We start from the raw sequence: 13110 nt of genomic DNA, 5'->3' as shown, positions 1-13110 counted from the left end.
CCGGTTGAACGTCCGCCTTCTGTAAAAAAGCTTCGCCGATTGCCCTTATAGTAATCGATAGCAGGAGCCTTACGATTCCCGTGAGGTCCAGGGAATTTGTTGGAACAGTTATTGGCCTCATTCATGGGTTTTAACTCTGCTCACTCGAATTTTTGGGTCACAATGTTGGGGGATAAATGTCCAAGCACTTTCCTGGGCGAAAGCTGTCCTGGATTCGGCTCTCCGTACTGCTGGCTGTCATAGCTGTGGTGGTGGGGGCCGGCGTCGTGTCCTGGCGTAACTACACTGATACTCGTGCCGCGGCAGCGTCACCTTCACTTTTCACTGGCTACGTCGACGTAACGGCGACACCTCGGTACGCGTTCGAGCAGCCAGTCAGCGACACCACCAAGTCCGTGGTTTTGTCCTTCATCGTGGCCGACGCCAAGGACGGGTGCACGCCATCCTGGGGCTCCTTCTACAGCCTGGACGCGGCCGCCTCAGACCTTGATCTGGACCGACGCATTGCCAGGCTCCGGCAAACCGGCGGTGACATCGCCGTTTCCTTCGGTGGGCTAACGAATAAGGAACTCGCCACCGCATGCACCGACGACGACAGGCTTCAGCAGGCCTACTCGAACGTGGTTGACCGCTACGACCTCAACACCATTGACCTCGACATCGAGGGAACCGCCCTGACGGATAAGGCAGCCATCGCACGGCAAGCCAAAGCCATCGGCGCAGTGCAGCAAGGAAGGCGGGCCGAGGGCAAAAGCATCTCCGTCTGGCTGACGCTACCCGTGGCTCCGTCGGGGCTAACTTCAGACGGGACGGCCGCCGTCGAGCAGTTCCTCTCATCCGGTGTGGAACTTGCCGGGGTGAACATCATGACCATGGACTACGGCGAAAGCCGAGTGGCCGGACAGTCCATGCTGCAGGCCTCAATCGCCGCAGCCGAGGCGACCCACTCCCAGCTGGGTGAAATCTACTCCGCAGCGCAGCAAAACCTTGGGGCACAAACCCTATGGCGCAAAATTGGCTTAACCCCCATGATCGGCCAGAACGACATTGTGGCTGACGTTTTCACCCTCGCCGACGCCCAAGGTTTGCACGACTTCGCGCAGGGCAAAGGCATTGGCAGGATGTCCATGTGGTCCTTGAACCGGGACGCCGAATGCGGCCCAAACTATCCCACTTTGACTGTGGTGTCCGACGCCTGCAGTGGCGTGCCGCAGCGTGATAAACGTTTCTCCGATGTGCTGGGTGCTGACATTGACTCCAAACCCACGGACTCCCCCGCTCCGGTGCTGCCAACGAGCACAACCACCGCCACGGCGGTAGTAGACGACCCCGCTACCAGCCCTTACCCGATCTGGTCTCCCGTGGCCACGTACGTGCAGTCAGACAGGATCGTTTGGCACGGCAACGTCTACGAGGCCAAGTGGTGGACCAAAGATGACGTGCCCAACGATCCCGTTCCGGACAAGGCCGCTGCGCCGTGGAAATTGATCGGCCCTGTCCTGCCCGGCGACCGGCCCAATCCTGAAGTCACTGTTCCCGCCGGAACATATCCGGCATGGTCAGCCACAAGCGTTTATCACAAGGGCGACCGCGTGATGCTGGGTCAGCACGTCTTCGAAGCTAAATGGTGGGTCCAGACACAGAGTCCGGAAGCCGCGCTGCAGGGGTCCACAGATTCGGGCTGGATGAAACTCTCCAATGAGGAACTGACCAAGGTGCTATCTGGCGAAGCGGCAAAATAGGAGCAGCACAGCATGAGGAAATACCTGGCAGCAGTGGCACTCTCTGCAGCAGCCGCGCTGGCCTTGAGCGGATGCGCCCAAGGGCACGATGACGCCAAAGCAAGTGACCTCGGAATCACCTTCGCCTACTCATTGGCAGGTCACGACGGCAAATTCTGCGACCTCCTGGACAGTTCCAGTGAACAAACCGTGGACGAGTGCAAGAAAAGCGAAGCGGACATGGCGGCAAAGCAGGAGGCCGTTCCGCAGCCAATAATCTGGGATCCCAAGATCTACCAGCTGGTGCCCGGAGAAGAAAAAGTGCTCGGAATAGTAGTGGAGTTCAACCGGGCAGGAAACCAGGAGTTTGTTGCCATTGAAGCAATTCGGCGGGGAGGCGAGTACAAGATCATCCGGTGGGCATACCCGGATAAGGCCGACTACAAGACCGACCGTGCCATAACAGACACTTTCGGATGGTGAATTCGAGCCTTTCTCAGTGCATAAAGCCGCTACCGTCCCAGTCCCGGTCGTATTTGCCGCAGCGGGTGCATCGCCTGTACCGGCCGCTGCCATCCTCCGCGGATTCCACGTGCCAGTGGTGGTGAAGGTTTAGCTTGCACATGATCATCTTGAGCATGGCGCACTCCGTTCTCAGCACGCTGACGCGCTAAGCGCGTTTCATACGTGTGGCTAAGTTTAAGCCGCGCGCCTTGTATTCTCTATCTGAGCCACGTCTTGTTGGCCTTTTCTGGTTTGGAACTACGCCCTGCAGGTGCTGAACCATGGACGTTCCCGGGGGAACCATGATTCAGTCCCGATCCGCGCGTTTCATTGCACGCTGGAAGCCAGTGTTATCCGGCATCGTGGCCGTAGGTGCTGCCAGCCTGCTGTCCGCGTGCACCATGATTCCCCTTCCGGGGAATCCCGCCGCAACAACGCCGCCTCCCAGCACGTCTCCAGTGGAGAGAAGTACAGAAATTACGACGGCGGCATGGGAACTGCCGCTCGACGCCATCGGCCAACCTGTGGTGGCTGATGGCGTTGCCTTGGTCTACGCGTCGACTCCCACAGGTGTCAATGCCCATGCGTTCTCTGTTGCCGATGGGAAACAGCTCTGGACCCAGCCTGTTCACCCGGGGCTAGACGCGCCTTCTGTTCCCCTTGAACCTGTTGTCACGAGAACCGCTGCAGGGAAGAGTGCCGCCATCTTCCTGCAGGCTACGGCTCCCCCGCCCAACAACAGCGGCTACGAGTGGTGGACTACCCCGGTGGCCTTTGACCTGGGCACCGGGGATGAGCTCTACCGCGGGAGGGCAGAACTAGTTAGTACACGTCCCTTTGCTTGCGACGAGTTGCAGGACATGTGCTTTATCGCGTTCGATGAAACGTTCGGGACAGTAGAACACTGGGTGGACTTGGAATCCGGCGACAATCTTTCCGGACCTGAAGTGAACCCGCTGACCGGGAACTTCCGGCCGGTGGGCAAAGAACTCTACTCGGTGCTTTCGGGCGGAGTTGAAACCCTGGCCCATGTCTCTTACGGCGAGGTCCTGTGGGAAGTGGAGCTGGGAAGCATTTTCGGGAAGGGCGCCACCACAGACATGGGCTGGCACTTCACTTACTCGGAAAAGCTGGATCTCTACGTTGGCTCCGTTGGTATCAACCCAACAAATTTTGCCCCCGGGGAATTTGCGGAACAAAACTTTTCACTGAACCTCCGGGAATCCACCAAAACGGTAGGCTTCCGGGCATCCAGCGGGCGGGTCCTCTGGACTGCTGATGGTTCACAGCTCGAATGTGCCGAGACAGTAGGCACGGCTTCTTCCAAGCTGGAGGGCGGGGACGCTTTTCCTGTTCGGTGCGAGTACGTCGACGGCTCCGTTGAATTTCCCGCAGGGAAATACGTGGGCGGACACTCGAAGGTGGTGGGCTACGATCCCATCACCGGCGAAGCCGCTTGGGAAAGCAAACCGGTGGAAGTTCACAGTTGGGAAACCACCGGCCTTATACCTTCAGCGGGCCACGGTGACTTTGTGATTGCCGGCACCTACTATTCGTCGGCCCTGTTGGACGCCCGGACCGGCAAACCCAGTGGGGCAAGCTTCGACGATGCTTTTGTTTGCACGAAAGCAACCACCTACACCGCGCCGCCAAACGGGCCCAACAAGGATCAACCAGGCGGCGACATCGGGGCCGGCTCACTCGTCGCATTTCCATGCCTCAAGAGCGGGTCCCCGGCCCCCGCATTCACCTATGGTGCCCTCACCGACGTGAGCACTCTGGACCAAGACATGGCCGTCATCTCCTTGGAAGGAAAAGTGGCCGGGTACAAGCTCCTCAAGGATTTCGTCTAGGCGAGCTTCACGAAACCTGTCTCTGTCCGACCTACTCGCCGTACAACGGTGAGGGGTGCGAACAAGGGCGGGACCCGTTGCGCGCAAGGAACCTAGCCCTTGAAAATCGGCGCCCGCTTCTCCTGGAAGGCACGGAAACCCTCGGCGTAGTCGTCGCTCTTGCAAAGCCGTGCCTGCTCTGTGTTTTCCTCGGCCATGGATGCCCACAGGCCCAGGCGCTGGTCTCGGATGTGTGCCACGAGTTCCTTGGACGCGTTGAACGCACCTGTCGCCCCCGTGGCTACCCGCGACACGATCTCCCGCGTCACCGGCAGAAGGGAATCGGCCGGCATTGCCCGACTGAACATCCCCTGCTCCACGGCTTCCGCGCCGGAAATGAGGTCGGCGGTGTAGATCAGGTCCAGCGTGCGGTGCATGCCCAGGCGCTCCGTGAAGTACCAGTGGCCGCCCGAATCCAACGTGGCACCGAGCTTGGCGAAAGGTGAACCGAATTTGGCGTTGTCCGCCACGTACACCACGTCCGTGGCCAACAACAGCCCCAGCCCGACCCCAAGGCAAGCCCCGTGGGCGGCGGCAAACGTGGGCGCCGGAAACGCTGCCATCTTCTTCAACAGCGGCTCCACGAGTCCGCCAAGGTACGCCTGCGCGTCGTCGGTATCCGGGGTCACCCCCGAGATGTCGCGGCCGGCACAGAAGGCCCGGCCTTCTCCGCGAAGCAGCAGCGCCCGCACGTCACCGCGTGAGGCGGCGGCAGCAGCGTCGTCGTACGCTTTGTCCAGTTCGGCAAGCGCGTCCTCGTTGAGCGAGTTCAGCTTGTCCGGGTAGTTAAGGACGATTTCGGCAATGCCGTTGGCAATGGAGAGCTCGATCATGGGGACTCCTTAGACGTCGAAGTCGACGGTAACTTCTTCGCTGGTGGGGTGGGACTGGCAGGTGAGGACGTAGCCCTTGTCCAGCTCGTCCTGCTCAAGGGCGTAGTTCTCATCCATGGTCACCGTACCGGTGATCAGCTTGGCGCGGCAGGTGCCGCAGACGCCACCGGCGCACGCGAACGGAACGTCCGGGCGAACACGCAAAGCGGCGTTGAGGATGGATTCGCGAGCATGGGTGGGACTGGCGACGTCGCCGGTGAGACCATCCAAGGTAAAGGTGATCTTGTACGTGTCCTGCGACTCGTCCTCCACAACCGGCCGGCCGGCGTTGCCCTCGGGACGGTCCGGACGGCCAGTGGTGAACAACTCGAAACGAACGTGCTCGGGCTCAACACCGCGGGCAGCAAGGGTGTCACGGCAGAGCTGGACGAGCTCGAACGGCCCGCACAGGAACCACTCGTCCACATCCTCGGCACGGATGGCACTGCTGAGCAGCGCCTGCAGCTTCTCCGAATCGATGCGACCCGTCATCAACGGCGCGATCCGCTGCTCGCGGGACAGCACGTGGTGCAGCGCCAGGCGGGACGGGTACTTGTCCTTTAGGTCCGCCAGCTCTTCAAGGAACATGACGTCCATGGCAGCTTTGTTGGCGTACACCAGGTCAAAGGTGGTCTCCGGATTGGCCGCCAGCAGAGTGCGCGCAATAGCGATGACCGGGGTAATGCCCGAACCAGCTGCGATTGCCACGAAGTTGCCCGGCTCCCCCGCCAGCTCCTCCGGGTGGTTCATGGAGTTCATGACGTTGTGCTGAACCGACGCGCCGTCCTTGCCGTGCCGCGAAATGAATGCACCCTGCGGGCTCATCACATCCAGGACATCACCGGCCTTCAGTTCGGCGTTGGCCCAGGTGGAGAAGAGGCCGCCCAGGTCTTTCTTGATAGCCACGCGGATCTCGCTGCTGCCATCCTCGAAGCTGCGCGGCTCTGCGCAAATCGAGTAACTCCGGCGGACCTCGTGCGGCTCGCCCTGCTCATCCGGCAACGTAGTGCGAAGGGCCACGTACTGGCCGGGCAGGTAGTCGTACTGCCCGGCAAGCTCGGCAGGAACACCGAACGTGACCTCAATGGCGTCGTCCGTTAGGCGCCGGACCTCCGAGACAGTCAGGTTGTGGAAAGACGCACGACGGCGGCTGGCCGTCTGGGTTTCGGTGGTCATGGAATTCCTTAGAGGACTTTGAAGTAGTCGAACGGTTCCTTGCAGTCCTGGCAGACGAACAGCGCCTTGCAGGATGTGGAACCAAAGCGGGTGAGTTCCTTGGTGTTCAGCGATGAACACTGCGGGCATTTCACGGCCAGGCTCAGGCGGACGGGACCGGAATGGCCACCTGCGGCAGCCATGCCACTGGGCGGGGCGATCCCGTACTCCTCCAGCTTGGCCTTGCCGGATTCGGTCATCCAGTCAGTGGTCCACGCCGGGGACAGCACCAGGTTGATGTGCACGCTGGCGTAGCCCTCCTTCTCGAAGGCCTTCCGCAGATCGTCACCAATGGCGTCCATCGCCGGGCACCCGGAGTAGGTGGGCGTGATGGTGACCTCGACGGCGGAACTTGAGGCGCCGCCGTCGTGCTGGCTTGTTGTGTTGGTCGCCACCGGGACAACCCGCACGCCACGGAGGATCCCCAGGTCCTCAATGGTGAGGACCGGGATCTCCGGATCGCAGACCGTGGACGCAATGTCCCAGGCCCGCTGCTCAGCGGTCTTTTCCTGCGTCCGCGACAGAGTCGTCATGCTGCTCACCAGCTCGCGCCGGGGTGTTCGCGGGCCAGGACCTGCATTTCAGCAAGGATGTAACCCAGGAATTCGGAATGCTTGCCGTTGCGGCCGCCGCCCAGTGCCTGCGGGACGCCGGGAATTTCCAGCTCCGCTTCGGCCATGATTTCTCCGGTGAGGCGATCGAATTCTGCGCGAAGGCTTGAAGGCTGAACAATGACGCCAGCCTCGGCCAAGCGGGTGGTCAGTTGGTCGTCTTCGAAGAGTTCGTCCACATACGGCCACACGAGCGTGAAGCCCTGGATGATGCGTGCCCGGGACTCATCGGTGCCGCCAGCCAGGCGAAGCACCCACTGCGCACTGTGATCGCGGTGGTAATCGACTTCCTTCACGGCCTTCGCGGAGATGGCTGCGATGGTGGCATCGGTGGACTCCATGAGCTTGGTGTAGAGCTCGTACTGGTAGAAGCTCACGATGAACTGCCGGGCGATGGTCACCGCGAAGTCGCCGTTGGGTTGCTCAAACAAGTGGGCAGAACGGAACTCGTGCTCCCTGCGGAAGTAGGCGAGGTCATCCTCGGACTTGTCCCAAGCGGCACCGGCATAAGTCAGAAAAGAACGGGCGTGGCCCAACTGGTCCAGGGCGATATTGCCCAGGGCGATATCTTCCTCGAGCTCGGGAGCACGGGAAATCCAATGGCCCAGGCGCTGGGCGAGGATCAGGCCGTCGTCGCCGATGCGCAGGGCGAACTCTGCAACGTCCTCAGTGGGCTTGACCTGCCCGCGGCTGATTTCGAGCGCGATGTCTTCGGGGCGCAGCGCGTTGCCCGGCGTGATGCGGGTGGCACTGGCCGAGCCGTCGCCGGACGCGCCGGCTCCATGGACGCCCACTGAGATGTCGCCGTGGCCCTCAATGGCGAAGTCAGTGTCTTTAGCAGTTTCTTGAGTGCTCACAGGTGCTTCACGCCTTCGCTCTTGGTGTAGTACGTTGCGTGGCGGTAATCCTTGCCCTGCGGGGACTCGAAGAAGGAACCCTTGGAGTCGGGATCGCTGGAGGAAATCGCCTCGGCCGGGACAACCCAAATGGAGACGCCTTCGTTGCGGCGCGTGTACAAATCGCGGGCGTTCCGGAGGGCCATGGCCGCATCCGGCGCATGCAAGGAACCGGCATGTACGTGGGACAGGCCGCGGCTCGAGCGGACGAAGACCTCCCAAAGGGACCAGGGGGTTTCTTCCTTGGCGCCACGCGAGGTGACGTCCGGGCCTGAGGCGGGTGCCGTCGTCGTGCTTTCAGCGTTGGTTGCCGCAACCTTGGGGGCCTCGCGGTTGATTTCGCTGGCGGCGCTGGCCGGTGCTTCCGGGTTACCGTGAGGAGCCATTATGCTGCGTTCTCTTTCTGTGCTTGCTTGCGGGCGTAGGCCACTGCGGCTTCGCGAACCCAGGCACCGTTTTCGTGTGCCTCACGGCGGCGCTCGACGCGCTGCGAGTTGCAGGGACCGCGGCCGGCCAGGACTTCCTTGAACTCATTCCAGTCCAGGGGTCCGTGCTCCCACTTTTTGGTTTCTTCGTTGAAACGGATGTCCTTGTCAGGCAGGGTCAGGCCGAGGACACGGACCTGCTCCACCATCATGCCGACGAACCGGCTTCGCAGCTCGTCATTGCTGAACCGCTTGATGTTCCATGCCATGGACTGCTTGGAGTTGGGTGAGTCGTCGTCCGGCGGGCCGAACATCATCAGCGACGGCGCGTACCAGCGGTTCACTGCGTCCTGGGCCATCTGCTTCTGCGCAGGCGTGCCGTTGGACAGCTCCAGCAGGATCTCGAAACCCTGGCGCTGGTGGAATGATTCTTCCTTGCAGATGCGCACCATTGCGCGACCGTAAGGACCGTACGAGGCACGGCACAGGGGGACCTGGTTACAGATGGCTGCACCATCAACAAGCCATCCGATGGCCCCCATGTCAGCCCAGGAAATCGTGGGGTAATTGAAGATGGACGAGTACCGGGCCTTGCCGGCAATCAGGTCTTCCATCATCTGGTCCCGGGACTGGCCCAGGGTCTCAGCGGCCGAGTAAAGGTACAAGCCGTGGCCGGCCTCGTCCTGGACCTTGGCCATCAGGATGGACTTGCGCTTCAGGCTCGGCGCCCTGGTGATCCAGTTGGCTTCCGGCTGCATGCCGATAATTTCCGAGTGCGCGTGCTGCGAGATCTGGCGCAGCAAAGTCTTGCGGTAAGCCGCCGGCATCCAGTCGCGCGGTTCGATGCGCGAGTCCTCCGAAATGATGCGATCAAAATACGCCTGTCCGGCTGCCTCCCGCTCCTGCTCTTCCGGGGACAGCTCAGCGGGCACTGACTGCAGATTCTGCGATGCCATGGTTGCTCCTAATAAATTACCGACCGTTCGTTCAGAATATGCGGAGCGGGTGATTTCAGTCAAGCGTTCGAGTCTTTGGTGCGGTCGGCGTTTGGACCTGTTTGCGTGGCCCTGCGTTGTTGACAAGGTCCTCGCTGCCCGCCGTGTTAACTTGGGGTGGGACCTCAGCTGTCCCAGTCACCGCTAGAAAAGAGCCATACGTGGAATCGCCCCATCCCTTCAGGATTCTCACCGTCTGCACCGGGAACATCTGCCGCTCCCCCGTGGCCGAACGGTTGCTGCAGACCGGGCTCAACCAGGTCAGTCCCGGGTCCTTCGAAGTCCGCAGCGCCGGCACTCGCGCCATGGTGGGTGAGCCCATCCAGCCCCTCTCGGCCCGGATCATCAGCACTTTCCGCGGAAACCCTGACGGTTTCGCGGCCAGGCAGCTGACCCCCAAGATCCTCAAGGAAACCGACCTTGTGCTGGCCATGACGTCCAAGCACCGCGGCGAAGTCCTCCAGTTGGACGCGTCCTTGTTAAAGCGCACCTTCACCGTGCGGGAATTTGCCCGGATGCTGTCCGTGCTGGAGAACCGGGGCGATACGGCCCCGGCCGGGGACATCACGGAGTTCTGGCGGGCGCTTCCCACCCGGGCGGCCTCAGTCCGCCACCTCGCGCTACCGTCCGATCCTGCAGACAACGATGTGGTAGACCCCTACCGACGAGCGGAAGAGGTCTACCACCAGATGGAGGATGAGCTGGCCCCGGCCATCCTAGGCATCCTCCGTTTCGCGCGCCTGACGGCGCCGGCCTAGTTGTTTATTGCTTAGTTGAGGGCGATCACCAGCATCTGGCTGGTGCCGGGGATGCAGGTCTGCAGGACAACTGCAGGGAATCCGCCGAACACTGCTGCGACGTCGTTGGTGCTTCCCGGGTTGGGTACCTGGCCCCGGCCCGTGGCCGTGAACGTTCCATAACCTGGGATCGACACCGTTTCCCCGACACCGATTCCCGAGAACCGTCCCCAACCTCCACAGAAATCGTGCTCCGTGATGAACGTCGCGTAGGCGTTGGTGGGCGTGTAGTGGATGGGCCCGATACAGGCGTCCACCATCGACTGGCCACCGGCACCAGCTACGTAGATGGTCCGGACAGCGGGAGCCGGCGCGGGGGCCGGAGCTGCTGCGGGCGCTGGAGCAGCAGCTGCGGGAGCGGCCGGTGCTGGCGCGGGGGCAGCCTGCGCGGCGGGAGCGGCTGGAGCCGGTGCGGGAGCGACTACCGCGATGGGCGGTCCAGTGAGCTTCAAAACCTGTCCCGGGACAATCACCGAATAGGCGCTGAGCCCGTTGGCAGCCAACATCGCAGTGACATCCACCCCGAAACGGGAGGCAATGGCACCTACTGTGTCCCCGGAAGCCACCGTGTAGAGGTTGGGGTCACCAGCTGGCGCAGCGGGGGCCACCTCGACAGGAGCGGGAGCTGGTGCGGCTGGCTCAGGAGCGGGAGCGGGTGCTTCGGCAGCGGGAGCTGCTGGCGCTTCGGCTGCCGGAGCCGCTTGTACTTCCGGCGCTACCTCCGCTTCGGCATCCTGGACCGGCAAAGCTGCGGGTGCTTTTGCACTGTCGCCTTTTGAAAAAGGCGCTTGTTCCTGTGAAACATTTTGGTCGGTGTCACCCGCCGGTTGCGTCGCCCAGTTGACGACGCCAAAAAATAATGGGATCAACGCTAATATCGCGAGCACTGCGCCGGCAATCAACAGTTTGGATTTACTGGAGTGCGGCCGCCGAACATCGCCATTGCTCTTGGTTGACAGGGAAGATTGAAGATCTAAGTCATTTATGTTCATGGGAAACCCCGGACTCCATGGCTCTGGACCGCGCAAGACAGGCCCCTGTGGACCTGGGTAGGAAAGCGCAGCTACGTATTGGGAGGGGCACCGCCCACAATTGTTGGGGGTGCGGTCCACCGCTGAGCCGGAGGAACGGAATTGCTATAACCCTAGGAATTTCAATGGTAGGAATAGGTCCATGTCCGCCGCACGAGTAGGAACTACTCGACTTTCCTTCTGAAGGCTTGAATGGTTACTTGGGCATTACGCAGTTTCCAGAATTGGACTACTTGCTCCCGGGCACGCCGGCCGCCCTAACTAACTGGCATTTGTGGCTCTCCCAGCCCTGGTAGCAGCCACAAATGCGAGACAGTTGGGTTTCATCTCGCCCTCACCCTCCGTTCACGCTGGCCACGCACTGTGGAACCATGACTGACCTCTCGCGCCGCTCACTCGTCAAGACTTCCCTTGCCACGCTCGCCCTCGCCGGCGTTACCACCAGCACAGCCGCACCCGCGTCCGCTACCCCTTCCGCCATCCCCCTGGTGCGCAAGCGGCTCACGCTTCCCACGGGGATTGCCACCGGCGACGTAACAACGGACTCCGCCGTCCTCTGGTCACGCGCTTCCGGCCCGGGCCGACTCTCGGCACAGCTTCAGGCGGTGGACGGCGCCGGTGAGATCCTTCGCGGACGCTACGGTTTCAGCCGGACCATCCGCGGACCTTTGGCCACGGACGCCAGCGACTTCACCGCCAAAATCCATGCCAAGGGCCTTCCCGCAGGCACACGTTTCGCGTTGGAACTGACCTTCGAGGACGAGAATGGTCCAGGCGAGGCAGTGCGTGGCACCTTCAGCACAGCGCCGGGTTCCACCAACGGAAAGCACGACGACGGCACTGAAGACGCGCGCGGAGGCGGCAGTTCGTCGTCGAACGGGCAATCCTTCGTGTGGACCGGCGACACCGCCGGCCAAGGCTGGGGCATCAACGAGGAACTCGGCGGCATGCGGGGCTACAAAGCCATGCACGCCACGAAACCCGACTTCTTCATCCATTCCGGCGACACCATCTACGCTGACGGCCCCATCGCCGCAAGCGTGACTGAGAAGGACGGGCGAGTGTGGCGGAACATCGTCACCGAGGAAGTATCCAAGGTGGCCGAAACCCTGAAGGAGTACCGGGGCCGGCACCGCTACAACTCCCTGGACGCCAATATGCGGGCCATGTTCGCCGATGTCCCCGTGATTGCGCAGTGGGACGACCACGAAACCACCAACAACTGGTACCCCGGCGAAATCCTGGACGACCCCCGCTACACCGAACGGAACGTCAATGTCCTGGCAGCGCGAGGCCGGCAGGCATGGCAGGAGAACATGCCGATCGCCGATGCCGCCGCACTCTGGCGCCCCGGGACGTACGACGCCGGCCAGTACCAGCCCGCGCGCATCTACCGGAAAATCTCCCGCGGCCCGCAGTTGGACATCTTCTGCCTGGACATGAGGACCTTCAAGTCCCCCAACACCGACGGCAAGGAACCCTACGCCACCAACATCCTGGGCCAAGAGCAGGTGGACTGGCTGATCAAGGAAGTCCGCAAATCCAAAGCGACATGGAAGGTGATCGCCGCGGACCTGCCCCTGGGCATCATCGTTCCCGACGGAGCCGTGAACCAGGAAAGCCTGGCCAACCGTGACCCCGGCGCTCCCCTGGGACGCGAGCTGGAAATTGCCGGAGTGCTCAGCGCCTTCAAGAAGCACGGGGTCAAGAACACAGTGTGGCTGACCGCTGACGTGCACTACTGCGCCGCCCACCACTACTCCCCCGAGCGGGCGTCGTTCACCGACTTCGACCCCTTCTGGGAGTTCGTGGCCGGGCCCATCAACGCCGGCTCCTTCGGTCCGAGCGAGATGGACAAAACTTTCGGGCCCGAAGTTCTGTTTGCCAAGGCCGGGCGCTTCCCGGGAGAGTCACCGCGTGACGGCGAGAACCAGTACTTTGGCCACGTGGACCTCGCTGCGGACGGTGTGTTCACGGTGAGCCTGCGCAATGCTTTGGGAGCGGTGATCTACTCGAAAGCCCTCACCCCGCAGCCTTAACCCACGCAGCCTCACCCAACTGAGTCGCAGTTAATGCCGTTTTGAGCCCTCAAAACGGCATCTACTGCTACTTACTTGGGTTTCGGCGTATGCTCTCCTCAACGCAGGCAAG

General features: G+C 61.9%; 12 protein-coding genes. 5 read left to right on the top strand and 7 right to left on the bottom strand.

Features of this window, described 5'->3' with window-relative positions:
• The first annotated feature begins 176 nt into the window (after nucleotides 1-176).
• The 3 genes from ACZ881_RS08460 to ACZ881_RS08450 all read left to right on the top strand — a co-directional run bounded on the left by ACZ881_RS08460 (nucleotide 177) and on the right by ACZ881_RS08450 (nucleotide 4078).
• Nucleotides 177-1742 carry a chitinase gene (locus ACZ881_RS08460; protein WP_476114179.1) on the top strand — a complete coding sequence of 522 codons (1566 nt, stop codon included), beginning with the start codon at nucleotides 177-179 and terminating at the stop codon, nucleotides 1740-1742.
• A gap of 12 nt (nucleotides 1743-1754) precedes the next feature.
• The gene (locus ACZ881_RS08455) at nucleotides 1755-2204 is read left to right on the top strand and encodes a hypothetical protein (RefSeq protein ID WP_476114177.1); all 450 of its coding nucleotides are present in this window, start codon (nucleotides 1755-1757) and stop codon (nucleotides 2202-2204) included.
• A 302-nt stretch (nucleotides 2205-2506) separates the two neighbouring features.
• Nucleotides 2507-4078 (top strand): hypothetical protein, encoded by a 1572-nt coding sequence (locus ACZ881_RS08450; RefSeq protein ID WP_476114175.1) that lies wholly within the window; start codon nucleotides 2507-2509, stop codon nucleotides 4076-4078.
• Nucleotides 4079-4170: 92 nt separating this feature from the next.
• Here ACZ881_RS08450 and ACZ881_RS08445 read toward each other — a convergent pair whose 3' ends face one another.
• The 6 genes from ACZ881_RS08445 to paaA are packed head-to-tail and all read right to left on the bottom strand — an operon-like array spanning nucleotide 4171 to nucleotide 9092.
• The gene (locus ACZ881_RS08445) at nucleotides 4171-4950 is read right to left on the bottom strand and encodes an enoyl-CoA hydratase/isomerase family protein (protein ID WP_476114174.1); all 780 of its coding nucleotides are present in this window, start codon (nucleotides 4948-4950) and stop codon (nucleotides 4171-4173) included.
• Nucleotides 4951-4959: 9 nt separating this feature from the next.
• Nucleotides 4960-6165: a 1,2-phenylacetyl-CoA epoxidase subunit PaaE gene (gene paaE / locus ACZ881_RS08440; protein ID WP_091470592.1), complete on the bottom strand. Its 1206-nt coding sequence runs from the start codon at nucleotides 6163-6165 to the stop codon at nucleotides 4960-4962.
• Nucleotides 6166-6173: 8 nt separating this feature from the next.
• Nucleotides 6174-6737 (bottom strand): 1,2-phenylacetyl-CoA epoxidase subunit PaaD, encoded by a 564-nt coding sequence (gene paaD, locus ACZ881_RS08435; protein ID WP_208295845.1) that lies wholly within the window; start codon nucleotides 6735-6737, stop codon nucleotides 6174-6176.
• Nucleotides 6738-6742: 5 nt separating this feature from the next.
• Nucleotides 6743-7672 carry a 1,2-phenylacetyl-CoA epoxidase subunit PaaC gene (paaC, locus tag ACZ881_RS08430; RefSeq protein WP_476114170.1) on the bottom strand — a complete coding sequence of 310 codons (930 nt, stop codon included), beginning with the start codon at nucleotides 7670-7672 and terminating at the stop codon, nucleotides 6743-6745.
• On the bottom strand, nucleotides 7669-8097 hold the full coding sequence (paaB, locus tag ACZ881_RS08425) for a 1,2-phenylacetyl-CoA epoxidase subunit PaaB (RefSeq protein WP_476114167.1): 429 nt from the start codon (nucleotides 8095-8097) through the stop codon (nucleotides 7669-7671). Before paaB ends, paaC begins: the two co-directional genes overlap by 4 nt.
• Nucleotides 8097-9092 (bottom strand): 1,2-phenylacetyl-CoA epoxidase subunit PaaA, encoded by a 996-nt coding sequence (gene paaA / locus ACZ881_RS08420; RefSeq protein ID WP_024817856.1) that lies wholly within the window; start codon nucleotides 9090-9092, stop codon nucleotides 8097-8099. Before paaA ends, paaB begins: the two co-directional genes overlap by 1 nt.
• A 200-nt stretch (nucleotides 9093-9292) precedes the next feature.
• On the opposite strand from paaA, the gene ACZ881_RS08415 reads away from it, so the two are divergent.
• Complete coding sequence (locus tag ACZ881_RS08415; RefSeq protein WP_091470584.1) at nucleotides 9293-9889, top strand: arsenate reductase/protein-tyrosine-phosphatase family protein; 597 nt, start codon at nucleotides 9293-9295, stop codon at nucleotides 9887-9889.
• Nucleotides 9890-9900: 11 nt separating this feature from the next.
• On the opposite strand, the gene ACZ881_RS08410 is transcribed toward ACZ881_RS08415, so the two are convergent.
• Nucleotides 9901-10920 (bottom strand): LysM peptidoglycan-binding domain-containing protein, encoded by a 1020-nt coding sequence (locus tag ACZ881_RS08410; RefSeq protein WP_476114161.1) that lies wholly within the window; start codon nucleotides 10918-10920, stop codon nucleotides 9901-9903.
• 410 nt (nucleotides 10921-11330) lie between these two features.
• Between ACZ881_RS08410 and ACZ881_RS08405 the strand changes: the two genes are divergently transcribed.
• Entirely contained in the window at nucleotides 11331-12998 is a 1668-nt protein-coding gene (locus ACZ881_RS08405; protein WP_476114159.1) for an alkaline phosphatase D family protein, read from the top strand.
• Nucleotides 12999-13110: the final 112 nt, after the last annotated feature.

Source organism: Paenarthrobacter sp. TE3676, from assembly GCF_056279165.1.
This window is presented reverse-complemented; position numbering and strand designations above follow the sequence as displayed.

What these genes read in the sequence shown, in the direction of transcription:
- ACZ881_RS08460 (WP_476114179.1), top strand. Translation starts at nt 177, where the DNA reads ATGTCCAAGCACTTTCCTGGGCGAAAGCTGTCCTGGATTCGGCTCTCC.
- ACZ881_RS08455 (WP_476114177.1), top strand. Translation starts at nt 1,755, where the DNA reads ATGAGGAAATACCTGGCAGCAGTGGCACTCTCTGCAGCAGCCGCGCTG.
- ACZ881_RS08450 (WP_476114175.1), top strand. Translation starts at nt 2,507, where the DNA reads ATGGACGTTCCCGGGGGAACCATGATTCAGTCCCGATCCGCGCGTTTC.
- ACZ881_RS08445 (WP_476114174.1), bottom strand. Translation starts at nt 4,950, where the DNA reads ATGATCGAGCTCTCCATTGCCAACGGCATTGCCGAAATCGTCCTTAAC.
- paaE (WP_091470592.1), bottom strand. Translation starts at nt 6,165, where the DNA reads ATGACCACCGAAACCCAGACGGCCAGCCGCCGTCGTGCGTCTTTCCAC.
- paaD (WP_208295845.1), bottom strand. Translation starts at nt 6,737, where the DNA reads ATGACGACTCTGTCGCGGACGCAGGAAAAGACCGCTGAGCAGCGGGCC.
- paaB (WP_476114167.1), bottom strand. Translation starts at nt 8,097, where the DNA reads ATGGCTCCTCACGGTAACCCGGAAGCACCGGCCAGCGCCGCCAGCGAA.
- paaA (WP_024817856.1), bottom strand. Translation starts at nt 9,092, where the DNA reads ATGGCATCGCAGAATCTGCAGTCAGTGCCCGCTGAGCTGTCCCCGGAA.
- ACZ881_RS08410 (WP_476114161.1), bottom strand. Translation starts at nt 10,920, where the DNA reads ATGAACATAAATGACTTAGATCTTCAATCTTCCCTGTCAACCAAGAGC.
- ACZ881_RS08405 (WP_476114159.1), top strand. Translation starts at nt 11,331, where the DNA reads ATGACTGACCTCTCGCGCCGCTCACTCGTCAAGACTTCCCTTGCCACG.